Annotated in this window: 23 protein-coding genes, 2 tRNA genes and 1 rRNA gene; 20 read left to right on the top strand and 6 right to left on the bottom strand. The window is 55.6% G+C overall.

Annotated features, from left to right (window positions below):
• From rrf to AC2FAJ_RS21675, 3 genes are all read left to right on the top strand, one after another.
• Nucleotides 1-84: ribosomal RNA gene (gene rrf / locus AC2FAJ_RS21685) — 5S ribosomal RNA — on the top strand; the annotation flags it as partial.
• 56 nt (nt 85-140) lie between these two features.
• Nucleotides 141-217: transfer RNA gene (locus AC2FAJ_RS21680), tRNA-Asp, on the top strand.
• Nucleotides 218-271: 54 nt separating this feature from the next.
• Nucleotides 272-347 (top strand) — tRNA-Trp (locus tag AC2FAJ_RS21675).
• A gap of 98 nt (nt 348-445) precedes the next feature.
• On the opposite strand, the gene hdfR is transcribed toward AC2FAJ_RS21675, so the two are convergent.
• The gene (gene hdfR / locus AC2FAJ_RS21670; protein ID WP_028014823.1) at nt 446-1,267 is read right to left on the bottom strand and encodes an HTH-type transcriptional regulator HdfR; all 822 of its coding nucleotides are present in this window, start codon (nt 1,265-1,267) and stop codon (nt 446-448) included.
• Nucleotides 1,268-1,385: 118 nt separating this feature from the next.
• Here hdfR and AC2FAJ_RS21665 point away from each other — a divergent pair, with 118 nt between their 5' ends.
• Nucleotides 1,386-1,724, top strand: a complete 339-nt coding sequence (locus AC2FAJ_RS21665) for a MaoP family protein (protein WP_008501577.1) — start codon at nt 1,386-1,388, stop codon at nt 1,722-1,724.
• Nucleotides 1,725-1,749: 25 nt separating this feature from the next.
• On the opposite strand, the gene AC2FAJ_RS21660 is transcribed toward AC2FAJ_RS21665, so the two are convergent.
• Nucleotides 1,750-3,270, bottom strand: a complete 1,521-nt coding sequence (locus AC2FAJ_RS21660) for a YifB family Mg chelatase-like AAA ATPase (protein WP_485454510.1) — start codon at nt 3,268-3,270, stop codon at nt 1,750-1,752.
• 341 nt (nt 3,271-3,611) lie between these two features.
• On the opposite strand from AC2FAJ_RS21660, the gene ilvL reads away from it, so the two are divergent.
• The 7 genes from ilvL to ilvA all read left to right on the top strand — a co-directional run bounded on the left by ilvL (nt 3,612) and on the right by ilvA (nt 10,162).
• Nucleotides 3,612-3,710 (top strand): ilv operon leader peptide, encoded by a 99-nt coding sequence (gene ilvL / locus AC2FAJ_RS21655; RefSeq protein WP_001311244.1) that lies wholly within the window; start codon nt 3,612-3,614, stop codon nt 3,708-3,710.
• An 86-nt stretch (nt 3,711-3,796) separates the two neighbouring features.
• Complete coding sequence (ilvX, locus tag AC2FAJ_RS21650) at nt 3,797-3,847, top strand: peptide IlvX (RefSeq protein ID WP_166792073.1); 51 nt, start codon at nt 3,797-3,799, stop codon at nt 3,845-3,847.
• Between the two features lie 2 nt (nt 3,848-3,849).
• The gene (ilvG, locus tag AC2FAJ_RS21645; protein WP_041911812.1) at nt 3,850-5,496 is read left to right on the top strand and encodes an acetolactate synthase 2 catalytic subunit; all 1,647 of its coding nucleotides are present in this window, start codon (nt 3,850-3,852) and stop codon (nt 5,494-5,496) included.
• Nucleotides 5,493-5,756: an acetolactate synthase 2 small subunit gene (gene ilvM, locus AC2FAJ_RS21640; RefSeq protein ID WP_003860184.1), complete on the top strand. Its 264-nt coding sequence runs from the start codon at nt 5,493-5,495 to the stop codon at nt 5,754-5,756. Before ilvG ends, ilvM begins: the two co-directional genes overlap by 4 nt.
• A gap of 18 nt (nt 5,757-5,774) precedes the next feature.
• Nucleotides 5,775-6,704 carry a branched-chain-amino-acid transaminase gene (gene ilvE, locus AC2FAJ_RS21635; RefSeq protein ID WP_003860182.1) on the top strand — a complete coding sequence of 310 codons (930 nt, stop codon included), beginning with the start codon at nt 5,775-5,777 and terminating at the stop codon, nt 6,702-6,704.
• Nucleotides 6,705-6,764: 60 nt separating this feature from the next.
• A complete protein-coding gene (gene ilvD / locus AC2FAJ_RS21630; RefSeq protein ID WP_047366694.1) occupies nt 6,765-8,615 on the top strand; it encodes a dihydroxy-acid dehydratase in 1,851 nt (616 codons plus the stop codon).
• A gap of 2 nt (nt 8,616-8,617) precedes the next feature.
• Nucleotides 8,618-10,162, top strand: a complete 1,545-nt coding sequence (gene ilvA / locus AC2FAJ_RS21625; protein WP_485454511.1) for a threonine ammonia-lyase, biosynthetic — start codon at nt 8,618-8,620, stop codon at nt 10,160-10,162.
• On the opposite strand, the gene ilvY is transcribed toward ilvA, so the two are convergent.
• Nucleotides 10,159-11,049, bottom strand: a complete 891-nt coding sequence (gene ilvY / locus AC2FAJ_RS21620; RefSeq protein ID WP_008501572.1) for an HTH-type transcriptional activator IlvY — start codon at nt 11,047-11,049, stop codon at nt 10,159-10,161. The two genes, ilvA and ilvY, sit on opposite strands and share 4 nt — an antisense overlap.
• Nucleotides 11,050-11,201: 152 nt before the next feature.
• Between ilvY and ilvC the strand changes: the two genes are divergently transcribed.
• Entirely contained in the window at nt 11,202-12,677 is a 1,476-nt protein-coding gene (gene ilvC / locus AC2FAJ_RS21615; RefSeq protein ID WP_485454509.1) for a ketol-acid reductoisomerase, read from the top strand.
• Nucleotides 12,678-12,763: 86 nt separating this feature from the next.
• On the opposite strand, the gene ppiC is transcribed toward ilvC, so the two are convergent.
• The gene (gene ppiC, locus AC2FAJ_RS21610; protein WP_008501570.1) at nt 12,764-13,045 is read right to left on the bottom strand and encodes a peptidylprolyl isomerase PpiC; all 282 of its coding nucleotides are present in this window, start codon (nt 13,043-13,045) and stop codon (nt 12,764-12,766) included.
• An 85-nt stretch (nt 13,046-13,130) separates the two neighbouring features.
• On the opposite strand from ppiC, the gene rep reads away from it, so the two are divergent.
• Nucleotides 13,131-15,155, top strand: coding sequence for a DNA helicase Rep (rep, locus tag AC2FAJ_RS21605; RefSeq protein ID WP_028014817.1), 2,025 nt, complete (start codon nt 13,131-13,133; stop codon nt 15,153-15,155).
• Between the two features lie 51 nt (nt 15,156-15,206).
• Here rep and gppA read toward each other — a convergent pair whose 3' ends face one another.
• A complete protein-coding gene (gppA, locus tag AC2FAJ_RS21600; protein ID WP_047362660.1) occupies nt 15,207-16,691 on the bottom strand; it encodes a guanosine-5'-triphosphate,3'-diphosphate diphosphatase in 1,485 nt (494 codons plus the stop codon).
• A 6-nt stretch (nt 16,692-16,697) separates the two neighbouring features.
• A complete protein-coding gene (gene rhlB / locus AC2FAJ_RS21595; RefSeq protein ID WP_028014815.1) occupies nt 16,698-17,966 on the bottom strand; it encodes an ATP-dependent RNA helicase RhlB in 1,269 nt (422 codons plus the stop codon).
• Between the two features lie 144 nt (nt 17,967-18,110).
• Between rhlB and trxA the strand changes: the two genes are divergently transcribed.
• From trxA to rffC, 7 genes are all read left to right on the top strand, one after another.
• A complete protein-coding gene (trxA, locus tag AC2FAJ_RS21590; protein WP_006179218.1) occupies nt 18,111-18,440 on the top strand; it encodes a thioredoxin TrxA in 330 nt (109 codons plus the stop codon).
• A 343-nt stretch (nt 18,441-18,783) separates the two neighbouring features.
• Entirely contained in the window at nt 18,784-20,043 is a 1,260-nt protein-coding gene (rho, locus tag AC2FAJ_RS21585; RefSeq protein WP_008501566.1) for a transcription termination factor Rho, read from the top strand.
• 241 nt (nt 20,044-20,284) lie between these two features.
• Nucleotides 20,285-21,388, top strand: a complete 1,104-nt coding sequence (gene wecA, locus AC2FAJ_RS21580; RefSeq protein ID WP_485454508.1) for a UDP-N-acetylglucosamine--undecaprenyl-phosphate N-acetylglucosaminephosphotransferase — start codon at nt 20,285-20,287, stop codon at nt 21,386-21,388.
• Between the two features lie 13 nt (nt 21,389-21,401).
• Nucleotides 21,402-22,448 (top strand): ECA polysaccharide chain length modulation protein, encoded by a 1,047-nt coding sequence (gene wzzE, locus AC2FAJ_RS21575; protein WP_028014813.1) that lies wholly within the window; start codon nt 21,402-21,404, stop codon nt 22,446-22,448.
• A gap of 56 nt (nt 22,449-22,504) precedes the next feature.
• A complete protein-coding gene (gene wecB / locus AC2FAJ_RS21570) occupies nt 22,505-23,635 on the top strand; it encodes a non-hydrolyzing UDP-N-acetylglucosamine 2-epimerase (RefSeq protein WP_028014812.1) in 1,131 nt (376 codons plus the stop codon).
• Complete coding sequence (gene wecC / locus AC2FAJ_RS21565; protein WP_048959807.1) at nt 23,632-24,894, top strand: UDP-N-acetyl-D-mannosamine dehydrogenase; 1,263 nt, start codon at nt 23,632-23,634, stop codon at nt 24,892-24,894. The genes wecB and wecC overlap by 4 nt, the downstream gene beginning before the upstream one ends.
• Entirely contained in the window at nt 24,891-25,568 is a 678-nt protein-coding gene (gene rffC, locus AC2FAJ_RS21560; RefSeq protein ID WP_049138385.1) for a dTDP-4-amino-4,6-dideoxy-D-galactose acyltransferase, read from the top strand. Before wecC ends, rffC begins: the two co-directional genes overlap by 4 nt.
• Nucleotides 25,569-25,570 lie beyond the last annotated feature (2 nt).

The following is a 25,570-nucleotide window of genomic DNA, read 5'->3' as shown; positions in this document are numbered from 1 at the left end:
CCCCATGCCGAACTCAGAAGTGAAACGCCGTAGCGCCGATGGTAGTGTGGGGTCTCCCCATGTGAGAGTAGGGAACTGCCAGGCATCAAATTAAGTAGTAAGCCGGTGCATTAATCCGGTGGTTACAAGCAGTCTTCGGTGGAGCGGTAGTTCAGTCGGTTAGAATACCTGCCTGTCACGCAGGGGGTCGCGGGTTCGAGTCCCGTCCGTTCCGCCACTTATTAAGACATTAAGCCTGCCAGTAATGGCAGGCTTAATGGCAAAAAACTTTAGGGGCGTAGCTCAGTTGGTAGAGCACCGGTCTCCAAAACCGGGTGTCGCGAGTTCGAGTCTCTCCGCCCCTGCCATATAGAATCCTTTGCTTCGGCAAAGGATTTTTTTTGCCTGAAACCCGGTGAAATTTCACCATTCTTAAATGCAACCAGCGTCCCTGCTGGCCTCAGCATCAATCCATTACATTGATTTTTAATAGATCTTTTATTTGCGATTGCTTGTCGCTATTTTGCAGCCAAATCGCATACAGCGGCCGCGAAAGGGTGGTGGAATCCACCACGGTATGCAGTCCAGGCTTGGTGTCTGCCCAACGGACTGGTAACCAGGTGCAACCCTTCAGCAAGGGGAGTTGCTGACAGGCAATCTCGGCAGAACTGGTTGTTAACTGTGGAACATCATCAGGTGCGATCAATCCCGTCTCATGTTGCTGAAAATCAGGCCCCCACTCCAGCCGCAAATAGGTCAGGTCTGCTTTCATCTTTGAGGGTTCAGAAGCATAAAGAGCCAGACCGAACTGTCCAACAATCTGGCTGCTAAATTCGTCCATCTTGGGGGCTTCTGTAGTGATCAGCAGATCCAACTGACGCTCATGAAGTTGCTTAACCAGCGACTGACGTTGCGCAATTCTGGCTTCAAATTGTAAATGGCCATGGGAGTGATATAGCCGGGTAAGCCACTGACTGAGCATGCATTCCCACAGAGATGCGCTGGCCCCTATCGAGAACTCGTTGTGCCTCGACGTATGCGCAACCTCTTTGCGCGCTGCCTGCCAGGTATTCATCAATGTCTCCGCATACGGAAGCAGTTTTTCACCGGCAGGCGTGAGGCGGATATTGTTGCGATGGCGGGTAAAAAGATTCACACCCAGTTGATTTTCCAGCTGTCGAATACGAAAACTGACTGCTGACTGCGTCAGGTAAAGGGCTTCAGCGGCTCGCCCGAAGTGACGCGTTCTACTCACTTCAAGGAAAGTTTTTAGCAATTCCGTATCCACATCTTTCTCCGCAAAATAATTTGTCGTTATGATTTAAATGTTTTGTTTTACACTCTGTCAAGCGTAACTAATACTCCGCGCCATAAATAGCTCGGCCAAAGAATTAGGAGCGTGTAGGATGGCGGAAAGCTTTACGACGACTAATCGTTTTTTCGACAATAAACATTATCCGCGCGGGTTCTCTCGTCACGGCGATTTCACCATCAAAGAGGCGCAGCTGCTTGAGCGTCATGGTTATGCCTTTAACGAGCTGGATCTGGGTAAACGTGAGCCTGCAACTGAAGATGAAAAACAGTTTGTCTCAGTGTGCCGTGGTGAGCGTGAGCCGCAGTCTGAAGCAGAACGTGTATGGATCAAGTACATGGCTCGCATTAAGCGTCCAAAACGTTTCCATACGCTGTCTGGCGGTAAACCGCAGATGGAAGGTGCAGAAGACTACACCGAGTCTGACGACTAATAAAAAAGGGGCTACGGCCCCTTTTTTATGCCAGTAACTTTTGCAGATGCAAAAGCAAACGATCAATCGCCCGATAGCTCAGCGCTTCCTGCAAGTGTATCCTCGCAATATCAGTACAGCCCTCCACGTCCGCAATGGTTCTGGCTACTTTTAACAAGCGCTGCCACGCACGTATGGAAAGCCCGAAGCGCGTCAACGTCTCCTCCAGCCAAGCCGCATCTTCAACGTTAAGAGAACAAAACTGTCGGATCCCTGCATTATCCAGTCGTGCATTCAGCCTGTTTTGACGGGAATACTGTCTCGCCTGTGCCGCGATAACCCGCTCGCGAACATGCGCGGAGCTTTCACCCAGTCTATCCGTCTGCCTGAGTAGGCCCGGCGGCGGAAGGGGGATTTCCAGTGATAAATCGAAACGGTCGAGAAACGGGCCAGACAGCTTTCCCAGATAGCGCAGCGTCTGCTCTGGCGTACAGCGGTTATGGTTGCCCTGATAATGCCCCGTCGGACTGGGGTTCATCGCCGCCACGAGCTGAAAACGGGCGGGATAGCTTATTTTGGCTCGCGTGCGTGAAATATGTATCTCACCGGATTCAATGGGCTCCCTCAGCGCATCCAGCACGCGGCGCTCAAACTCAGGCAGCTCATCGAGAAACAGAATGCCATTGTGTGCCAGCGAGATCTCACCCGGCCCCGGAATAGACCCACCACCGACCATTGCCGTCAGTGACGCGCTATGATGCGGGGAACGAAAGGGACGTCGACGCCACTGTTTGTGCAACGACGTCGAACCGATCAGGCTATAGATGGCGGCGCTTTCCAGCGCTTCATGGTTACTAAGCGGCGGGAGCAGCCCGCTTAGCCTGCTCGCCAGCATGGTTTTGCCCGTACCCGGCGGGCCAATCAGCAGGAGATTGTGCCCACCCGCTGCCGTAATCTCCAGCGCCCGTTTCCCTTGCTCCTGTCCCATGATCTCGCTGAGGTCTTCTGGCGCATCCGCTATAGCCTCTTCGCACTCTTCCGGCTCGGACAGTTCATGGCGGCCTTCCAGCCAGGCGCACACTTCCTGAAGATGCCCGGCGACGAGACATCCCTTTTCTGCAATAAGACTCACTTCTGATGCGTTTTCATTGGCCACAACGATTTGCCGCCCTGCACGTATGGCTTCCAGCGCTCCCGATATCGCACCGGGAACGCCTCTCAGTGCGCCTGTGAGCGCGAGTTCACCCACGAACTCATACGAGCCTAGCCTGGTCGTATTAAGCTGCTCAGAAGCCGCGAGAAGCGCAATTGCGATAGGTAAATCGTATCGCCCACCCTCTTTGGGCAGGTCGGCGGGAGCAAGGTTGATGGTGATCTTCTTTGCGGGGAAGGTATAACCGCTGTTTATTATTGCGCTACGAACGCGGTCCCTGGCCTCTTTAACCGTGGTTTCAGGTAACCCGACAAGCGTGAGTCCGGGCAGCCCATTACTCAAATGAACCTCTACGGAAATAAGCGGAGCCTTTACCCCGAGAGCCGCTCGCGTATAAACAACTGACAGTGACATTTGTACTACCTCCTGGTCTGACTATGCCAGTGCCTGTTTTCTCTGTTTAGCCTCTTTTTACGTATTTACGCCGCCTGTTCAGAGATTTTCAGGGAGCATTGAAACCACTGCATCACCGTGGAAGCACACTCGCAAAATGTAAAAAGACGCGCTTTAAGGGTTAGATCTGCAATAAAAAAATGAAAAATATTCACTTCCAAATTTCCTCATATAAAACAATGCATTCATGAAATTTGGTTCGCTTGCTAACCAAATCCTTCATAAATAAATCTTGTGTTTGATTTAAAAACTGTGATAACTCTTTAGGTATTCCTTCGAACAAGATGCAAAAAGAACTGAAAATGACAGCCCTTCTACGAGTGATTAGCCTGGTCGTGATTAGCGTGGTGGTGATTATTATCCCACCGTGCGGGGCTGCACTTGGACGAGGAAAGGCTTAGAAATCAAGCCTTAACGAACTAAGACCCCCGCACCGAAAGGTCCGGGGGTTTTTTTATGACTAAAAAACTTAAATGAGGAGCAGAGAATGACGACTAGCACAAAATTCTGTTTCTCCAGATTTATGACGGGGAACTAACTATGAATGGGGCACAATGGGTAGTACATGCGTTGCGCGCGCAGGGAGTCGAAACCGTATTCGGTTATCCGGGTGGCGCAATTATGCCGATTTACGATGCACTGTATGACGGCGGCGTGGAACACCTCTTGTGCCGACACGAGCAGGGCGCAGCGATGGCAGCTATTGGTTATGCCCGCGCGACAGGTAAAACCGGTGTATGCATGGCGACCTCAGGTCCGGGCGCAACGAACCTGATCACCGGCCTGGCTGACGCGCTGCTCGATTCCGTTCCTGTCGTGGCGATTACCGGTCAGGTGGCCTCTCCGTTCATCGGTACCGATGCCTTCCAGGAAGTAGATGTCCTCGGCTTATCGCTAGCCTGCACCAAGCACAGCTTCCTCGTTCAGTCCCTCGAAGAGCTGCCGCGCGTGATGGCCGAAGCGTTCGAGGTTGCCAGTTCTGGCCGTCCTGGCCCGGTTCTGGTGGATATTCCGAAAGATATCCAGGTTGCATTTGGCGATCTGGAGCCGCATTTCTCCACCGTGGAAAGCGACGATGCGTTTCCCCATGCAGAGGTTGAAGAGGCGCGTCAGATGATGGCGCAGGCGAAGCAGCCGATGCTGTACGTCGGCGGCGGGGTGGGTATGGCGCAGGCTGTTCCGGCGCTTCGCGCGTTCCTTGCAACCACGCAAATGCCCGCCACCTGCACCCTGAAAGGTCTGGGTGCGGTAGACGCGGACTACCCGTACTACCTCGGCATGCTGGGAATGCACGGCACTAAAGCGGCAAACCTGGCGGTGCAGGAGTGCGACTTGCTTATCGTCGCAGGCGCCCGTTTCGATGACCGCGTCACCGGCAAGCTGAATACCTTCGCGCCGAATGCCAAAGTGATCCATATGGATATCGACCCGGCGGAGATGAACAAACTGCGTCAGGCGCACGTGGCGTTGCAGGGCGATCTTAACGCGCTGTTACCGGCGCTGGAGCAGCCGCTGGATATCAACGCATGGCGTCAGCACACCGCAGACATGCGCGCCGAGCATGCCTGGCGTTACGATCACCCAGGCGATGCCATCTATGCGCCGCTGCTGTTGAAGCAGTTGTCCGACCGTAAACCCGCCGACAGCGTGGTGACGACGGATGTGGGCCAGCATCAGATGTGGTCAGCCCAGCACATGACCTACACCCGCCCGGAGAACTTCATCACTTCCAGCGGCTTAGGCACGATGGGCTTTGGCCTGCCGGCAGCCGTAGGCGCACAGGTGGCCCGCCCGAACGATACCGTGATCTGTATCTCCGGTGACGGCTCCTTCATGATGAACGTTCAGGAGCTCGGCACCGTGAAGCGCAAGCAGTTACCGCTGAAGATCGTGTTGCTCGATAACCAGCGTTTAGGGATGGTTCGCCAGTGGCAGCAGCTGTTCTTCCAGGAGCGTTACAGCGAAACGACGCTCACCGATAACCCCGATTTCCTCACCCTGGCCAGCGCCTTCGGCATTCCTGGCCAGCACATCACCCGTAAAGACCAGGTTGAAGCGGCACTCGACACCATGCTGTCAAGCGAAGGGCCATACCTGCTTCATGTCTCAATCGACGAGCTTGAGAACGTCTGGCCGTTGGTACCGCCCGGTGCCAGTAACTCACAAATGCTGGAGAAATTATCATGATGCAACATCAGGTCGCCGTGCAGGCTCGCTTCAACCCGGAAACGTTAGAACGCGTATTGCGCGTGGTTCGCCACCGTGGCTTTCAGATTTGCTCTATGAATATGGAAACGGCCACCGACGCCCAGAACATCAGTATCGAATTAACCGTTGCCAGCCCGCGGCCGGTCGACTTACTGTTTAGTCAGTTATCAAAGCTGGTAGACGTTGCCCATGTTGCCATCTGCCAGAGCACAACCACATCACAACAAATCCGCGCTTGAGCGTGACAGGACGAAAAAATGACGACAAAAAAAGCTGATTACATTTGGTTCAATGGTGAGATGGTTCGCTGGGAAGACGCGAAAGTTCACGTGATGTCCCATGCGCTGCACTACGGTACCTCCGTGTTTGAAGGCATCCGTTGCTACGATTCTCACAAAGGGCCAGTGGTGTTCCGCCATCGCGAACACATGCAGCGTCTGCATGACTCAGCCAAAATTTATCGTTTCCCGGTCTCTCAAAGCGTTGATGAGTTGATGGAAGCCTGCCGCGAAGTGATTCGCCAGAACAAACTGACCAGCGCCTATATTCGCCCGCTGGTCTTCGTGGGTGATGTGGGCATGGGCGTGAACCCGCCGGCCGGTTACAACACTGATGTGATCATTGCTGCGTTCCCGTGGGGCGCCTACCTGGGCGCAGAAGCACTGGATCAGGGGATCGACGCAATGGTTTCTTCCTGGAACCGCGTGGCGCCAAACACCATCCCGACCGCCGCAAAAGCGGGCGGTAACTACCTCTCCTCACTGCTGGTCGGCAGCGAAGCGCGCCGCCACGGCTATCAGGAAGGCATCGCCCTCGACGTGAACGGCTACATCTCAGAAGGCGCGGGCGAAAACCTGTTTGAAGTAAAAGACGGCATTCTGTTTACCCCGCCGTTCACCTCTTCCGCGCTGCCGGGCATCACCCGTGATGCGATCATCAAGCTGGCGAAAGATCTGGGTATCGAAGTGCGCGAGCAGGTGCTGTCCCGCGAATCCCTCTACCTGGCAGACGAAGTGTTCATGTCCGGTACCGCGGCTGAAATCACGCCGGTTCGCAGCGTCGACGGTATTCAGGTGGGTGAAGGCCGCTGTGGTCCGGTGACCAAACGCATCCAGCAAGCCTTCTTCGGCCTCTTCACCGGCGAAACAGAAGACAAATACGGCTGGTTGGATCAGGTTAATCACTAAATATAAATGTGGGACGGCACGCACCGTCCCATTAAATAGTCAGACGGGAGTCAATAAAGCATGCCTAAGTATCGTTCAGCCACCACCACCCACGGCCGTAACATGGCGGGTGCCCGCGCACTGTGGCGCGCCACCGGAATGACCGACGCCGATTTCGGCAAGCCGATTATCGCCGTGGTGAACTCCTTCACCCAGTTTGTACCGGGCCACGTGCATCTGCGCGATCTCGGTAAGCTGGTTGCCGAGCAAATCGAAGCCTCCGGCGGCGTGGCGAAAGAGTTCAACACCATTGCGGTGGATGACGGTATCGCAATGGGCCACGGGGGAATGCTCTATTCACTGCCGTCGCGCGAGCTGATCGCCGACTCGGTGGAGTATATGGTCAACGCCCACTGCGCCGATGCGATGGTCTGTATCTCCAACTGCGACAAAATCACCCCGGGGATGCTGATGGCCTCCCTGCGTCTGAACATTCCGGTGATCTTCGTCTCCGGCGGTCCGATGGAGGCGGGTAAAACCAAGCTCTCCGACAAAATCATCAAGCTCGACCTGGTCGATGCGATGATCCAGGGCGCAGACCCGAAAGTCTCTGACGAGCAGAGCGATCAGGTGGAACGCTCCGCGTGCCCGACCTGCGGTTCTTGTTCCGGCATGTTCACGGCCAACTCCATGAACTGCCTGACCGAAGCGCTGGGCCTTTCCCAGCCGGGCAACGGCTCGCTGCTGGCGACCCACGCCGACCGTAAGCAGCTGTTCCTCAACGCCGGTAAACGTATCGTTGAGCTGACCAAACGCTACTACGAGCAGGACGATGCCAGCGCGCTGCCGCGCAATATCGCCAGTAAAGCGGCGTTCGAAAACGCCATGACGCTGGATATCGCCATGGGCGGCTCCACTAACACCGTTCTGCACCTGCTGGCCGCCGCGCAGGAAGCCGAAATCGACTTCACCATGAGCGACATCGACAAGCTCTCCCGCAAAGTGCCGCAGCTGTGTAAAGTCGCGCCGAGTACCCAGAAGTACCACATGGAAGACGTGCACCGTGCGGGTGGCGTCATCGGTATCCTGGGCGAGCTGGATCGCGCCGGGTTGCTGAACCGCGACGTGAAAAACGTGCTTGGCCTGACGCTGCCGGAATCGCTGGATCAATACGACGTGATGCTGACCAAAGACGACGCGGTGAAAAAGATGTTCCGCGCCGGTCCGGCCGGTATTCGCACCACCCAGGCGTTCTCGCAGGATTGCCGCTGGGACACGCTGGATGACGACCGTGCTGAAGGCTGCATCCGCTCGCTGGAGCACGCCTACAGCAAAGACGGCGGTCTGGCGGTGCTGTACGGTAACTTTGCAGAAAACGGCTGCATCGTGAAAACCGCAGGCGTGGACGACAGTATCCTGAAATTCACCGGTCCGGCGAAAGTGTACGAAAGCCAGGACGAGGCGGTAGATGCCATCCTCGGCGGCAAAGTGGTGGAAGGCGACGTGGTTGTCATTCGCTACGAAGGGCCGAAAGGCGGCCCGGGCATGCAGGAGATGCTCTACCCAACCACCTTCCTGAAATCGATGGGCCTCGGTAAAGCCTGTGCGCTGATCACCGACGGTCGTTTCTCCGGCGGCACGTCTGGTCTCTCCATCGGCCACGTCTCCCCGGAAGCGGCAAGCGGCGGCAACATCGCGATCATCGAAGATGGCGATCTGATTGAAATCGACATTCCGAATCGCGGCATTCAGCTCAAGCTGAGCGACCAGGAGATTGCGGCCCGTCGTGAAGCGCAGGAAGCCCGCGGCGACAAAGCCTGGACGCCGAAAGATCGCCAGCGCGAAGTCTCCTTCGCCCTGCGCGCCTATGCGAGCCTTGCAACCAGTGCAGATAAAGGCGCGGTGCGCGATAAATCTAAACTTGGGGGCTAATGATGGCCGAGTCACAACCCTTATCCGCCGCCCCTGAGGGGGCGGAATACCTGAGAGCGGTGCTACGCGCGCCGGTCTATGAAGCCGTGCAGGTCACGCCCCTGCAAAAAATGGAAAAACTCTCCTCGCGCCTCGACAACGTCATTCTGGTGAAGCGCGAAGACCGCCAGCCGGTGCACAGCTTTAAACTGCGCGGTGCCTACGCGATGATGGCCGGGCTGACGGATGAGCAGAAAGCGCGCGGCGTCATTACCGCGTCGGCGGGCAACCACGCCCAGGGCGTTGCCTTCTCCTCGGCCCGTCTGGGTCTGAAAGCGCTGATCGTGATGCCGGTTGCTACCGCGGACATCAAAGTCGACGCGGTGCGCGGTTTTGGCGGGGAAGTGCTGCTCCACGGCGCGAATTTTGACGAAGCCAAAGCCAAAGCGATTGAGCTGGCGCAGCAGCAGGGCTTTACCTGGGTGCCGCCGTTCGACCACCCGATGGTGATTGCCGGGCAGGGCACGCTGGCGCTTGAGCTGTTGCAGCAGGATGCCCATCTCGACCGCGTCTTCGTCCCGGTGGGCGGCGGCGGGCTGGCGGCAGGCGTGGCGGTGCTGATTAAACAGCTGATGCCGCAGATCAAAATCATCGCCGTTGAGGCGGAAGACTCTGCCTGCCTGAAGGCGGCGCTGGACGCCGGTCATCCGGTAGACCTGCCGCGTGTCGGGCTGTTTGCCGAGGGCGTGGCGGTGAAGCGCATTGGCGATGAAACGTTCCGTCTGTGCCAGGAGTATCTGGACGATATCGTCACCGTCGACAGCGACGCCATCTGCGCGGCGATGAAAGATCTCTTCGAGGATGTGCGTGCGGTGGCGGAGCCGTCCGGCGCGCTGGCGCTGGCGGGAATGAAAAAATACATCGCCCAGCACAACATTCGCGGCGAACGTCTGGCGCACGTGCTCTCTGGTGCGAACGTGAACTTCCACGGCCTGCGCTACGTTTCCGAGCGCTGTGAGTTGGGTGAGCAGCGTGAAGCGCTGCTGGCGGTGACCATCCCGGAAGAGAAGGGCAGCTTCCTCAAGTTCTGCCAGCTTCTGGGGGGACGTTCGGTAACGGAGTTCAACTACCGCTTTGCCGATGCGAAAGATGCCTGCATTTTTGTCGGCGTGCGTCTGAGCCGTGGCGTGGAGGAGCGTAAAGAGATCCTCAGCCTGCTGCATGAAGGCGGCTACAGCGTGGTCGATCTGTCCGACGATGAAATGGCTAAGCTGCATGTGCGTTACATGGTTGGCGGTCGTCCCTCAAAGCCGCTCCAGGAACGCCTGTTCAGCTTCGAGTTCCCGGAATCACCGGGCGCGTTGCTCAAGTTCCTGCACACGCTCGGCACGCACTGGAACATCTCTCTGTTCCACTACCGCAGCCACGGCACCGACTACGGGCGCGTGCTGGCGGCGTTCGAGCTGGGCGAGCACGAGCCGGATTTCGAAACGCGGCTGAACGAGCTGGGCTATGAGTGCCACGACGAAACCCATAACCCGGCGTTCAGGTTCTTTCTGGCTGGCTAGTGGTTCGGCAATATCGTCCAGAACGCATCAATAAGCGGCTCATGCAGCCGCTTTTTTTGTGCGCACACGCCTAGCTCAAATGGCGTCTTCTCGTCGCTGCGCTCCAGAATCATCACGCGGTTGCGCACCGGTTCCGGGCTGTTTTCCAGCACCACTTCCGGCAGCAATGCCACGCCGCAGCCAAGCGCCACCATCGACACCATCGCCTCATGACCGCTAACGGTGGCGTAAATCGACGGATTGCTGATTTTCTGACGGCGGAACCACAGCTCGATGCGGCGGCGCACCGGCCCCTGATCGGCCATGATAAACGGCACCGTCGACCAGTCCGGTTTTTCTACCGATACCTGATTACGCACCGGGCAGGGCAGCGCCGGGGCAATCAGCACCACCGCCAGATTCTCCAGCATCGAGAACGCCACCGCGCCCGGCAGGGTTTCGGGTTTTCCGGCAATGGCCAGATCCGCTTCGCCGGTCACCACTTTTTCCATTGCGTCGGCGGCGTCGCCGGTGGTGAGCTTAATTTCAACCGACGGATGCGCTGCGCGGAAGCGGTCGAGAATGGGGGGCAGATGGCTGTAGGCGGCGGTCACGGAGCAGAAAATATGCAGCTCACCGGAGAGTGATGGCCCCTGCTGATCAATAGAGTGCCGCAGCTGCTGGTACTGCAATAGCGTCTGCTGGGCAAAAATGCGCAGCTCTTCGCCCGCTTCCGTGAGGGTAACGGTACGGTTATCGCGCACGAAAAGCGGCTGGCCGAGGTCTTCCTCAAGGCGCTGGATCTGGCGCGAAAGCGTGGACGGGCTGACGTGCATCGCCCGGGCGCTGCGGCCAAAGTGACGGCTTTCCGCCAGGTGCAGGAACATTTTTAGATCGCGTAAATCCACCGATTCCACTCCCTCTTTTTACATTGCAAAAATTGCAATGTGACGTTGTGAATATATCAATTTCCGCAATAAATTTCCTGTAGTAATGTGGGTACATTCTCGCTGAAACGCGAACCGAACAATAAGACACACAACATCACGAGGTATCACCCATGGCTAACTACTTTAATACACTGAACTTGCGCCAGCAGCTGGCGCAGCTGGGCAAATGCCGCTTCATGGCGCGCGATGAATTTGCCGATGGCGCAAGCTACCTTCAGGGTAAAAAAGTGGTCATCGTCGGCTGTGGCGCACAGGGCCTGAACCAGGGCCTGAACATGCGTGACTCCGGTCTGGATATCTCTTACGCCCTGCGTAAAGAAGCGATTGCCGAGAAGCGCGCTTCATGGCGTAAAGCGACTGAAAACGGCTTCAAAGTGGGTACCTATGAAGAGCTGATCCCGCAGGCGGACCTGGTCGTTAACCTGACGCCGGACAAGCAGCACTCTGACGTGGTGCGTTCCGTACAGCCGCTGATGAAAGACGGCGCCGCGCTGGGTTACTCCCACGGCTTCAACATCGTTGAAGTGGGCGAGCAGATCCGTAAAGACATCACCGTAGTGATGGTGGCGCCGAAGTGCCCGGGTACCGAAGTGCGTGAAGAGTACAAGCGTGGCTTCGGCGTGCCGACGCTTATCGCAGTTCACCCGGAAAACGATCCGAAAGGCGAAGGCATGGCGATTGCCAAAGCCTGGGCTGCGGCGACCGGCGGTCACCGCGCTGGCGTGCTGGAATCTTCCTTCGTTGCGGAAGTGAAATCTGACCTGATGGGCGAGCAGACCATTCTGTGCGGCATGCTGCAGGCGGGTTCTCTGCTTTGCTTCGACAAGCTGGTGGAAGAAGGTACCGACCCGGCATATGCAGAAAAACTGATTCAGTTCGGCTGGGAAACCATCACCGAAGCGCTGAAGCAGGGCGGCATTACGCTGATGATGGACCGTCTGTCCAACCCGGCAAAACTGCGTGCTTACGCGTTGTCTGAACAGCTGAAAACCATTATGGCGCCGCTGTTCCAGAAACATATGGACGACATCATCTCCGGCGAATTCTCTTCCGGCATGATGGCGGACTGGGCCAACGACGACAAGAAACTGCTGACCTGGCGTGAAGAGACCGGTAAAACCGCGTTCGAAACCGCGCCGCAATATGAAGGTAAAATCTGCGAGCAGGAGTACTTCGATAAAGGCGTACTGATGATTGCGATGGTGAAAGCAGGCGTTGAGCTGGCGTTCGAAACCATGGTGGATTCCGGCATCATCGAAGAGTCGGCGTATTACGAATCTCTGCACGAGCTGCCGCTGATCGCGAACACCATCGCCCGTAAGCGTCTGTACGAAATGAACGTGGTTATCTCTGATACCGCAGAATACGGTAACTATCTGTTCTCTTACGCCTGCGTACCGCTGCTGAAAGAGTTCATGACCACACTGCAAACGGGCGATCTGGGCAAAGCGATTGCGGAAGGTGCGGTAGACAACGCGCAGCTGCGCGACGTAAACGAAGCGATTCGCAGCCACCAGATCGAGAAAGTGGGCCACAAACTGCGCGGCTACATGACCGATATGAAACGTATTGCTGTAGCAGGTTAACAACCTTGTCGGGTGGCGCTTCGCTTACCCGACCTACAAAACCGTAAGATGTAGGCCGGGTAAGGCGCAGCCGCCACCCGGCTTTTTTATTTGCGATACAGCACTTTAATCACGTGGTAGCCGAACTGCGTGTGCAGCGGGCCGGTTGGCTCCAGCACCGGGCAGGAGAAGACCACTTTATCGAACGCCGGAACCATTTGACCCTGACGGAATTCGCCTAAATCGCCGCCACGCTTGCCGGACGGGCAAATAGAGTGCTTCTTCGCCAGTTTGCCGAAGTCGGCGCCGTTTTTGATCTGCTCCAGAAGATCCAGAGCCAGTTTCTCTTCTTTAACAAGAATATGCAGTGCTGCTGCTGTTTTTGCCATGATCGTGCCTTGAGTGGTATGGATTAGGCTCGCTATACTACCACGCTGTTATTCTCCCCTCCTGACTTTCATTGAGCGATCATTTATGCGTTTAAATCCCGGACAACAACAAGCCGTCGAATTTGTAACCGGACCGTGTCTGGTGCTGGCGGGCGCAGGATCCGGTAAAACGCGCGTCATCACCAATAAGATTGCGCACCTGATCCGCGGCTGCGGCTATCAGGCCCGCCACATTGCGGCGGTTACCTTTACCAACAAAGCGGCGCGCGAGATGAAAGAGCGTGTTGGCCAGACGCTGGGGCGCAAAGAGGCGCGCGGGCTGATGATCTCTACCTTCCACACGCTGGGGCTGGATATCATTAAACGTGAATATGCAGCGCTGGGGATGAAATCCAACTTTTCGCTGTTCGATGACACCGACCAGGTGGCGTTGCTCAAAGAGCTCACCGAGGGGCTGATCGAGGATGATAAGGTGCTATTGCAGCAGCTGATCTCAACGATCTCGAACTGGAAAAACGATCTGATGACCCCGGCCCAGGCTGCGGCGATCGCCAAAGGCGAACGGGATCGGATCTTTGCCCACTGCTATGGTCTGTACGACGCGCACATGAAAGCGTGCAACGTGCTGGACTTCGACGATCTGATCCTCTTACCGACGCTGCTTTTACAGCGAAATGAAGAGGTGCGCGAGCGCTGGCAGAATAAAATCCGCTACCTGCTGGTGGATGAATATCAGGACACCAACACCAGCCAGTACGAGCTGGTGAAGCTGCTGGTAGGGCAGCGCGCGCGCTTCACCGTGGTTGGCGATGATGACCAGTCAATTTACTCCTGGCGCGGCGCACGCCCGCAAAACCTGGTGCTTCTGAGCAAAGATTTCCCCGCGCTGCAGGTGATTAAGCTGGAGCAGAACTACCGTTCCTCCGGGCGCATCCTGAAGGCGGCAAACATCCTGATTGCCAATAACCCGCACGTTTTTGAAAAGCGTCTCTTCTCCGAACTTGGCTACGGTACGGAACTGAAGGTGCTCAGCGCCAATAATGAAGAGCATGAGGCGGAGCGCGTGACGGGCGAACTGATCGCCCACCACTTCGTCAATAAAACCGAATACAAGGATTACGCGATCCTCTATCGCGGCAATCACCAGTCGCGCGTCTTTGAAAAGATGCTGATGCAGAACCGCATTCCGTACAAAATTTCCGGCGGCACTTCGTTCTTCTCGCGGCCAGAAATTAAAGATCTGCTGGCCTATCTGCGCGTGCTCACGAACCCGGATGACGACAGCGCGTTTCTGCGCATCGTGAATACACCAAAGCGCGAGATTGGTCCGGCGACGCTGCAAAAGCTGGGCGAATGGGCGATGACCCGCAATAAGAGCCTGTTTACCGCCAGCTTTGATATGGGGCTGAGCCAGACGCTGACGGGGCGCGGGTATGATAATTTAACCCGCTTCACCCACTGGTTGGGTGAAGTGCAGCGCCTGGCTGAGCGCGAGCCCGTGGCGGCGGTACGCGATCTGATCCACGGCATTGACTACGAATCCTGGCTGTACGAAACCTCTGCCAGCCCGAAAGCGGCAGAAATGCGTATGAAAAACGTTAACCAGCTTTTTAGCTGGATGACCGAAATGCTGGAAGGCTCTGAGATAGATGAGCCGATGACGTTAACGCAGGTGGTCACCCGCTTTACCCTGCGCGACATGATGGAGCGCGGCGAGAGCGAAGAAGAGGCCGACCAGGTTCAGCTGATGACGCTGCATGCGTCAAAAGGGCTGGAGTTCCCGTATGTGTATCTGGTCGGTATGGAAGAAGGATTATTGCCGCACCAGAGCAGCATTGATGAAGATAATGTCGACGAGGAGCGCCGTCTGGCCTACGTGGGGATCACCCGCGCGCAAAAGGAGCTGACGTTCACGCTCTGTAAAGAGCGCCGTCAGTACGGTGAACTCGTGCGCCCGGAACCCAGCCGTTTCCTGCTGGAACTGCCGCAGGACGATCTGATCTGGGAACAGGAGCGCAAAGTGATTACCGCGGAAGAGCGGATGCACAAAGGACAGGCTAACGTGGCGAACATTCGCGCCATGCTGGCAAAAGCCAAAGAGAAGGGATAATGATGAGTAGGCTGGGTAAGGCGACGCCGCCACCCGGCAGTGTTCAGCGTATTACTTCACCTCAAGCACCCAGTGCACATAGCTCTGCCACTGGCACTCCTGCTCGATCATCTCTGCCCCAAGCGGGTGATTCTCAATCCAGTTTTCCGGCAGCGTCAGCGTCAGCTTCTCATCATCGGCTAGCAGATTAATGGCGGGTAACAAATCATCGCGGCGGCGGCTGGCAAACAGAATTGCCAGACGCAGCAGGCGACACAGATGCTCGGCCACGCGCGGCGGTACGGCATTTTGCTGATGCAAAGAGGAGAGATCGACGGCGTTGGTCTGGTTCAGCAGTAGCGTTGCCAGCAGCTTTTTCTGTGCGGGCGTGTAGCCCGGCAAATCCAGGTTGCGCACCAGATACGCTGCGTGAGCAGGTGCCTGCTTAAAATCTATGCTGAGCCCCACCTCGTGCAGCGCACAGGCGCTCAGCAATAAATCGCGGCTCAGATGATCAAGATCCCAGGTGTTAGCGACCTGGTCGGCAAAGCGTGATGCCAGCTGTGATACGCGACCAGCCTGATCGATATCAACCAGAAATCGACGCTGGACGTTGCGCAGCGTACGGTTGCGGATGTCCTGATCCACCGACAGATGCAGCATTCCATAGACCAGACCTTCGCGCAGCGCGCCGCCGGCCAGGGTCATACACTGGATATTTAGTTCGGTGAATATGGCGATCAGAATGGCCAGCCCGCTTGGGAAAACCAGGGCACGTTCCAGCGTCAGGCCTTCAATTTCCAGCTCTTCCAGACGTCCGCACTGAATGGCACGCTGTTTAAGCTGCTGAAGTTTGGCAAGCGTGATCCGCTCGTCCATGCCCTGCGCCATCATGATTTCCTGCAGGGCCTGCACGGTACCCGAAGCCCCGACGCAGACTTTCCAGCCGTGATAGCGCAGTTCGTCCATTACCGGGCGTAGCACTGCGCGCGCGGCGTTTTCCGCCTCGTCGAAGTTCTCTTTACCCAGATTCCGGTCAGTAAAGTAACGTTCAAGCCAGGTTACGCAGCCCATCGACAGGCTGAACAGCGACGTCGCCTGCGCGCCGGTGCCGGTTACCAGTTCGGTACTGGCACCGCCGATATCCACCACCAGACGGCGATCGTCACCTCCGGTGGTGTGGGCAACGCCCTGGTAGATCAGGCGTGCTTCTTCTTCACCGCTGATAACCTGAACCGGACACCCCAGAATTTCCTGCGCTTTGGCAATAAAATCTACGGCGTTAACTGCCAGTCTGAGCGTCGCTGTGGCGACGACGGTGATTTGAGCATGCGGGATATCCTGCAGACGCTCAGCAAAGAGCCGCAGGCATTGCCAGCCACGTTCCATGGCTTCAGGCGAGAGGTAATTATCACTGCTCAGGCCCGCCGCGAGGCGGACCTTGCGCTTAATGCGCGTCAGCGTTTGTATGCTTCCCGCCACCTCACGCACAACCAGCATATGAAAACTATTCGAACCGAGATCAATTGCCGCATAGAGCGAGGTGGAGCTGAGCATAATGTATTAACCTGAACGACGACGATTACGCGGTGCGCCGCCTGAACGACGCGGACCATTGCCGGAGCGCGGGCGGGAAAGACGCTTAGGCGGCGGCAGTTCGCTTAACAGCGCTTCCGGATTGTATTTACTCTGCGGAATAGAGTGACCGATGTAGGTCTCAATGGCTGGAAGATTCAGCGCATACTCTTCACACGCAAGGCTAATCGAGTGACCGCTTGCGCCCGCACGACCGGTACGACCGATACGGTGTACGTAGTCTTCGCAGTCGTCTGGCAGATCGTAGTTAAAGACGTGCGTCACGGCCGGAATGTGTAAACCACGTGCCGCCACATCGGTTGCGACCAGAATATCAAGATCGCCACGGGTGAACTCGTCGAGGATACGAAGGCGTTTTTTCTGCGCCACGTCGCCGGTCAACAGGCCAACACGGTGACCGTCGGCAGCCAGATGGCCCCAGATGTCTTCACAGCGGTGTTTAGTGTTCGCGAAGATAATGGCGCGATCGGGCCACTCTTCTTCGATCAACGTTTGCAGCAGACGCATTTTCTCTTCATTGGAAGGATAGAAGAGCTCTTCTTTAATGCGGTGGCCCGTTTTCTGCTCCGGCTCCACTTCCACATACTCGGCGTTGTTCATCTGCTCGAACGCCAGCTCGCGTACGCGATAAGAAAGGGTGGCAGAGAACAGCATGTTCAGGCGCTGATTTGCCGGCGGCATGCGGCGGAACAGCCAGCGGATATCTTTAATGAAGCCCAGATCGTACATACGATCTGCTTCATCAAGCACCACAACCTGGATGGCGCCGAGGTTGATATGGTTCTGTTTGGCGTAGTCGATAAGACGGCCGGTGGTCCCAATCAGGATATCCACGCCGCTTTCCAGCACTTTCAGCTGCTTATCGTAGCCGTCGCCGCCATAGGCCAGGCCAAGCTTCAGACCAGTAGCCTGTGCCAGGGGTTCAGCGTCTGCATGGATCTGTACCGCCAGTTCTCGCGTCGGGGCCATAATTAGCGCGCGCGGCTGGTTAACTTTGCGGTCTGCAATCGCTGGGTGAGAAAGTAAATAATGGAACGTTGACGTTAAAAACGCCATCGTTTTGCCGGTACCGGTTTGCGCCTGCCCTGCAACATCGCGACCGGCCAGCGTCAGCGGCAGGGCGAGAGCCTGAATGGGCGTGCAGTTATGAAACCCTTTTGTTTCAAGGGCTTCGATCACTTTTGGGTGCAGGGCGAAGTCGGAAAACTTCTGTTCTGTTAAATGTGTTTTGCTCATAGTGTGGTAGAATATCAGCTTACTATTGCTTTACGAAAGCGTATCCGGTGAAATAAAGTCAACCTTTAGTTGGTTAATGCGACATCAACACGTCGTTGGTGGAGACAAAACCAACGTACCAGGCTTATTCCTGTGGAGTTATATATGAGCGATAAAATTATTCACCTGACTGACGACAGTTTTGACACGGACGTACTTAAGGCTGACGGGCTGATCCTCGTCGATTTCTGGGCTGAATGGTGTGGTCCTTGCAAAATGATCGCCCCGATTCTGGATGAGATCGCTGACGAATATCAGGGCAAACTGACGGTTGCCAAGCTGAACATCGACCAGAACCCGGGCACCGCACCGAAATACGGTATCCGTGGCATCCCGACCCTTCTGCTGTTCAAAAACGGCGAAGTGGCGGCGACCAAAGTGGGCGCGCTGTCCAAAGGTCAGCTGAAAGAGTTCCTGGACGCTAACCTGGCGTAAGGTTTCTCCGCTGTGCGTCCAGAGCCCCGGCTAAATGATGTGGAACTCTGGACGCCCGGCTGAAGTCGTGCTAAGTTAGCTATGACTTCGTTTTAAACATATCTATTGTTTGAATCTTGTTTTACCCGATACTTCCCTTTGTTGACATGAACAATGCGTGAAGTGGCTAAATTCCGGGCTTGTCACTCAATCCGTCTTGTCGTTTCAGTTCTGCGTTCTTTCCCTGTGACCAGACAGCGAACAGACATGAGGTGATGGCCGCTAAACAGGCATGGATGATCCTGCCATACCATTCACAACATTAAGTTCGAGAATCACTCCGAGTTTAAGAACCCACACCATTATGAATCTTACCGAATTAAAGAATACGCCGGTTTCTGAGCTGATCACTCTCGGCGAAAATATGGGACTGGAAAACCAGGCTCGTATGCGCAAGCAGGACATCATTTTCGCCATCCTGAAGCAGCACGCTAAGAGTGGCGAAGATATCTTTGGCGACGGTGTGCTGGAGATATTGCAAGACGGATTTGGTTTCCTCCGCTCTGCAGACAGCTCCTACCTCGCCGGCCCTGACGACATCTACGTATCCCCCAGCCAAATCCGCCGTTTCAACCTCCGCACTGGTGACACCATTTCAGGTAAGATTCGTCCTCCTAAAGAGGGTGAACGCTACTTTGCGCTGTTGAAAGTCAATGAAGTTAACTTCGATAAACCAGAAAACTCGCGTAACAAGATCCTCTTTGAGAACTTAACGCCTCTGCACGCGAACTCTCGCCTGCGCATGGAGCGTGGTAACGGTTCTACCGAAGACTTAACCGCGCGCGTCCTGGATCTGGCATCGCCAATCGGTCGCGGCCAGCGTGGTCTGATTGTGGCCCCGCCAAAAGCGGGTAAAACCATGCTGCTGCAGAACATCGCGCAGAGCATTGCCTACAACCACCCAGACTGCGTGCTGATGGTGCTGCTGATTGACGAACGTCCGGAAGAAGTGACCGAGATGCAGCGTCTGGTTAAAGGTGAAGTGGTTGCTTCTACCTTCGACGAGCCAGCATCTCGCCACGTTCAGGTTGCGGAAATGGTTATCGAGAAGGCGAAACGCCTGGTTGAGCACAAGAAAGACGTGATCATCCTGCTTGACTCCATCACCCGTCTGGCGCGTGCCTACAACACCGTGGTGCCAGCTTCCGGTAAAGTGTTGACCGGTGGTGTGGACGCTAACGCCCTGCACCGTCCAAAACGCTTCTTCGGTGCGGCACGTAACGTGGAAGAGGGCGGTAGCCTGACCATCATCGCAACGGCGCTGATCGATACCGGCTCCAAAATGGACGAGGTTATCTACGAAGAGTTTAAAGGTACAGGTAACATGGAACTGCACCTCTCTCGTAAGATCGCTGAAAAACGCGTCTTCCCGGCTATCGATTACAACCGTTCCGGTACGCGTAAGGAAGAACTGCTCACCACGCAGGAAGAGCTGCAGAAAATGTGGATCCTGCGCAAAATCATCCATCCAATGGGTGAAATTGACGCGATGGAGTTCCTCATTAACAAACTGGCGATGACCAAAACCAACGACGATTTCTTCGACATGATGAAGCGCTCGTAACGTAAATAAAGCCAGCGAACGCCACGTTTTTACGTGGCGTTTTTCTTTTATGGACTATACGCTATTATCGCCTACTCCCAATTTTGACCGGTCAGTGCGACAATAAGATAATTCGCACAGTAAAAACATTAATAGCTTGAATAATAAACAAATGGAATTGTAAGAGGTTTGCTTTATAACTTCAGGCGCGGCCCCTTGATGGTTATACTTCCTTGACTAACATTTGTTGAGAACATCCATTGTGAACCTACTTGATACGTTTACTGAACTAACCAGTATTTTCTTGTTTACCACCTGCTTTTTGTTTCTGGCACGTAAGGTTGCAAAATATCTGGGCTTAGTGGATAAACCCAACTTCCGTAAACGTCATCAAGGCATGATCCCTCTGGTCGGTGGCATCTCTGTTTTTGCGGGGATCTGCTTCACTTTTGCTATTGCAGATTACTATATTCCGCATGCCAGGCTTTATCTCATATGCTCAACAGTTCTTGTTGTGATTGGTGCGCTGGACGATAGATACGACATCAGCGTCAAAATCCGCGCTTTCGTTCAGGCAGCTGTCGCTATTGCAATGATGGTGTTTGCTAAGTTGCACCTGAGTAGCCTGGGCTATATTTTCGGGGCCTGGGAGATGGAACTCGGCCCATTCGGCTATTTCCTGACACTTTTTGCCGTGTGGGTGGCGATTAACGCGTTCAACATGGTTGACGGTATTGATGGTTTGCTTGGTGGCCTATCCTGCGTCTCATTTGCCGCCATTGGTTTCATTTTATGGTTCGATGGGCAATATAGCCTTGCTATGTGGTGTTTCGCCATGATTGCTGCCATCCTGCCTTATATCCTGTTAAATCTCGGCGTATTGGGCCGACGCTATAAAGTCTTCATGGGCGATGCGGGTAGCACGCTTATCGGCTTTACTGTCATTTGGATCTTGCTGGAAACCACTCAGGGCGATGTGCATCCCATCAGCCCGGTAACGGCGCTATGGATTATTGCCATCCCCTTAATGGATATGGTTGCGATTATGTATCGCCGCCTGCGTAAAGGAATGAGTCCATTCTCTGCTGACCGTCAGCACATTCATCATTTGATCATGCGAGCCGGATTCACTTCCCGGCAGGCATTTGTGCTTATTACGCTGGCGGCTGCTATTCTAGCGGGGATTGGCGTGACGGCGGAATATACGCACTTTGTGCCTGAGTGGGCCATGTTGGTATTGTTCTTGCTAGCATTTTCTCTCTACGGCTACTGCATTAAGCGCGCATGGAAGGTGGCGCGATTCATTAAACGTATTAAGCGCAGGATGCGACGTAACAGTAGCAAAAACACAACATTAACTAAGTAAAACCGGGACTATGATGACTCAACCGTTGGCGGGAGCGAAATCAGTGGTAACAGAGAATGAGCTGGACATTCGGGGTTTGTTTCGCGTGTTATGGGCAGGCAAACTTTGGATTGTGGGGATCGCGCTGGGGTTTGCACTGTTAGCGCTAGCCTACACGTTCTTTGCAAAACAGGAGTGGAGCGCCACGGCAATCACGGACAGACCCACGGTTAACATGCTCGGGGGGTACTACTCCCAGCAGCAGTTCCTGCGAAACCTGGATATTAAAGCCAGCCTTGCCACCCCGGATCAGGCTTCCGTTATGGATGAGGCCTACAAAGAGTTTGTGATGCAGCTGGCCTCGTGGGATACGCGCCGCGATTTCTGGTCCCAGACAGATTACTTCAAGCAGCGTCGGGTTGATAACACCAAAGCCGATGCCGCGCTGCTGGACGATCTGATTAACAATATTCAGTTTATGCCGGGCGACGTGCTGCGTAACGTCAACGACAGCGTCAAGCTGATTGCCGAAACTGCGCCGGATGCAAACAACCTGTTGCGCCAGTACGTCGCGTTTGCCAGCCAGCGTGCCGCCAGCCATCTAAATGAAGAGCTTAAAGGCGCCTGGGCAGCGCGCACTATCCAGATGAAAGCGCAGGTCAAACGTCAGGAAGAGGTGGCAAACGCCATTTTTGCGCGCCGCGTGCATAACATTCAGCAGGCGCTGAAAATTGCGGAGCAGCACAACATTTCCCGCACTGAGACGGATGTTCCGGCTGATGAATTGCCTGATTCTGAAATGTTCCTTCTTGGTCGCCCAATGCTGCAGGCGCGTCTGGAAAACCTGCAGGCCGTTGGGCCTGATTTTGATCTCGACTACGATCAAAACCGCGCGATGCTTAACACGCTTAATGTCGGTCCCTCCCTGGACCCGCGTTTTCAGACCTATCGTTATTTGAGAACGCCTGAAGAACCTGTAAAACGCGACAGTCCGCGCCGCGCATTCCTGATGATCATGTGGGGTATTGTGGGTGCACTCGTTGGTGCTGGCGTGGCGTTAACGCGTCGTCGTACAAACTAAGAACGCCGTTTACGATGAAGGCTGCGGCCTTCATCGCCTAATCGAAGAGAATCGATGTGAAAGTACTTACCGTATTTGGCACCAGGCCGGAGGCCATTAAGATGGCGCCTCTGGTTCATGCGCTGGCCAGCGATCCTGATATTGAAGCGAAGGTCTGCGTCACGGCCCAGCACCGTGAGATGCTCGATCAGGTCCTAACCCTCTTTTCCATCGTCCCGGATTACGACCTTAATATTATGAAGCCGGGACAGGGATTGACGGAAATAACCTGCCGCATTCTGCAGGATCTCAAGCCGATCCTGGAGTCATTCAAGCCCGACGTCGTGCTGGTGCACGGGGATACCACGACGACGATGGCAACAAGCCTGGCCGCGTTTTACCAGCGTATTCCCGTCGGCCATGTTGAAGCGGGTCTGCGCACCGGCAATCTTTATTCTCCGTGGCCGGAAGAGGCCAACCGTACGCTTACCGGGCATCTGGCGATGTACCATTTTGCGCCAACCGAGAACTCTCGCCAGAACCTGCTGCGTGAAAATGTCGCCGATAACAACATCTTTGTTACCGGCAATACGGTCATTGACGCGTTGATTTGGGTACGCGATCGCGTGCTGGCAAACAGCGATCTGCAGAAAGAACTCGCTGCCCGCTATCCTTTCCTGAATAACGGCAAAAAAACCATTCTGGTCACTGGCCACCGTCGCGAAAGCTTTGGTCGGGGCTTTGAGCAAATCTGTCACGCGCTGGCTGAAATCGCCGCGCAGAACGACGATGTGCAAATTGTCTATCCGGTACACCTTAACCCTAACGTCAGCGAGCCGGTCAACCGCATCCTGGGCCACGTCGAAAACGTCCTGCTGATTGAACCGCAGGACTACATGCCGTTTGTCTGGCTGATGAACCACGCCTGGCTGATCCTCACCGATTCCGGTGGGATTCAGGAAGAAGCGCCCTCTCTTGGCAAGCCGGTGCTGGTGATGCGTGAAACCACTGAACGTCCGGAAGCGGTTAAAGCCGGGACAGTGCGTCTTGTCGGCACCAACGCACAGCTCATCGTCGAAGAGGTCACGCGGCTGCTACACGACGATGAAGCGTATCAGGCGATGAGCCGGGCCCACAATCCCTACGGAGATGGGCAGGCTTGTGGCCGTATTTTGCAAGCACTTAAACACAATCGGGTATCGCTATGAGTTTTACTACCATCTCTGTCATTGGTCTTGGCTACATTGGCCTGCCTACTGCGGCGGCATTCGCCTCCCGTCAAAAGCAGGTTGTTGGTGTGGATATCAACGCACGTGCGGTAGAAACCATTAATCGTGGCGAAATTCATATTGTGGAGCCCGATCTTGACCGCGTGGTGAAAGAGGCGGTTGATGGCGGCTTCCTGCGCGCCAGCACGACGCCAGTGGAAGCGGATGCCTACCTGATTGCCGTTCCAACGCCCTTTAAAGGCGACCACGAGCCCGATATGGTCTACGTCGAGGCGGCGGCAAAATCTATTGCCCCCGTGCTGAAGAAAGGGGCGCTGGTAATTCTGGAGTCGACTTCTCCCGTCGGCGCTACCGAGCAGATGGCGCAGTGGCTGGCCGATGCGCGTCCTGATTTACGCTTCCCACAGCAGGCCGGTGAGCAGGCGGATATCAACATCGCCTACTGCCCGGAGCGCGTGCTGCCGGGGCAGGTGATGGTCGAACTGATTAAAAACGACCGGGTGATAGGCGGCATGACGCCGGTCTGTTCTGAACGCGCCAGCGCGCTGTACAAGATTTTCCTGGAAGGCGAATGCGTGGTAACCAACTCCCGCACCGCCGAGATGTGCAAGCTGACGGAAAATAGCTTCCGTGACGTTAACATCGCCTTCGCAAACGAACTGTCGCTGATCTGTGCCGATCAGGGGATTAACGTCTGGGAGTTAATCCGCCTGGCGAATCGCCATCCGCGCGTCAACATTCTCCAGCCTGGCCCAGGGGTGGGCGGTCACTGTATCGCCGTCGATCCGTGGTTTATTGTGGCGCAGAACCCGGCGCAGGCGCGCCTGATTCGCACCGCGCGTGAAGTGAACGATAGCAAACCTCACTGGGTACTGAATCAGGTTAAAGCGACGGTAGCGGATTGTCTGGCAGAGAGCGGCAAGCGCGCCAGCGAGCTGAAAATTGCCTGCTTTGGTCTGGCATTTAAACCCAATATTGACGATCTGCGTGAAAGCCCGGCGATGGAAATTGCTGAGATGATTGCCGAATGGCATAAGGGCGAAACGCTGGTGGTCGAGCCAAATATTCATGAACTGCCGGCAAAACTGGCGGGGCACTGCACGCTGACGACGCTCAATGACGCGCTGGCGACGGCGGACGTGCTGGTGCTGCTGGTGGACCATAAAGAGTTTAAAGCGACGTCCGGTGATGCAGTGCGTCAGCAGTATGTGGTTGATACGAAAGGCGTCTGGCGTTGAGTGCACTCCACGGCGTGCTGGAATCCCTTGAGTGGGAAAGCGCATTTTTTGCCCGCCCCTCGGCGATAGTCCGCTGGCGCGAGAATGCGCCCGCTCTGCAGGAAGTGGACTTCAGCGCCTGGCAGCGCGTGCAGGCTAAGATCCCGGCGGACCGTGCCGACCTGCTTGACGCGCTCCAGCAACACGGTTTTCAACTGGTTGAAGGCGAGGTAGACCTTTCCATCACCCTCACCCGGCACGATGCGTCCGGCGCGGAAATTGCAACGGAACAGGACATTCCTGTGCTGCGCCAGATGGCGGCCCGGGCGTTTGCGCAGAGCCGCTTTCGCACGCCCTGGTATGCGCCTGACGATAGCGGACGTTTCTATGCCCAGTGGGTAGAGAATGCGGTCAAAGGTACCTTTGACCACGTCTGCCTGATTTTCCGTGCAGCGAACGGCCAGATCCAGGGATTTGTCTCGCTGCGCAAGCTTAACGAGCGCGAGGCGCGTATTGGCTTATTAGCCGGGCGCGGCATGGGGGAGAAACTCATGCAGGCGGCGCTGCACTGGGCGCAGCTGCAGCAGGTTGAGACGCTGCGGGTGGCGACCCAGGTGGGCAACACCGCCGCGCTTAAACGTTATATTGCGAGTGGTGCCAACATCGACGCCACCGCCTACTGGTTATACAGGTGACA

This window comes from Enterobacter cloacae complex sp. 385G4 (assembly GCF_057320665.1).
This window is presented reverse-complemented; position numbering and strand designations above follow the sequence as displayed.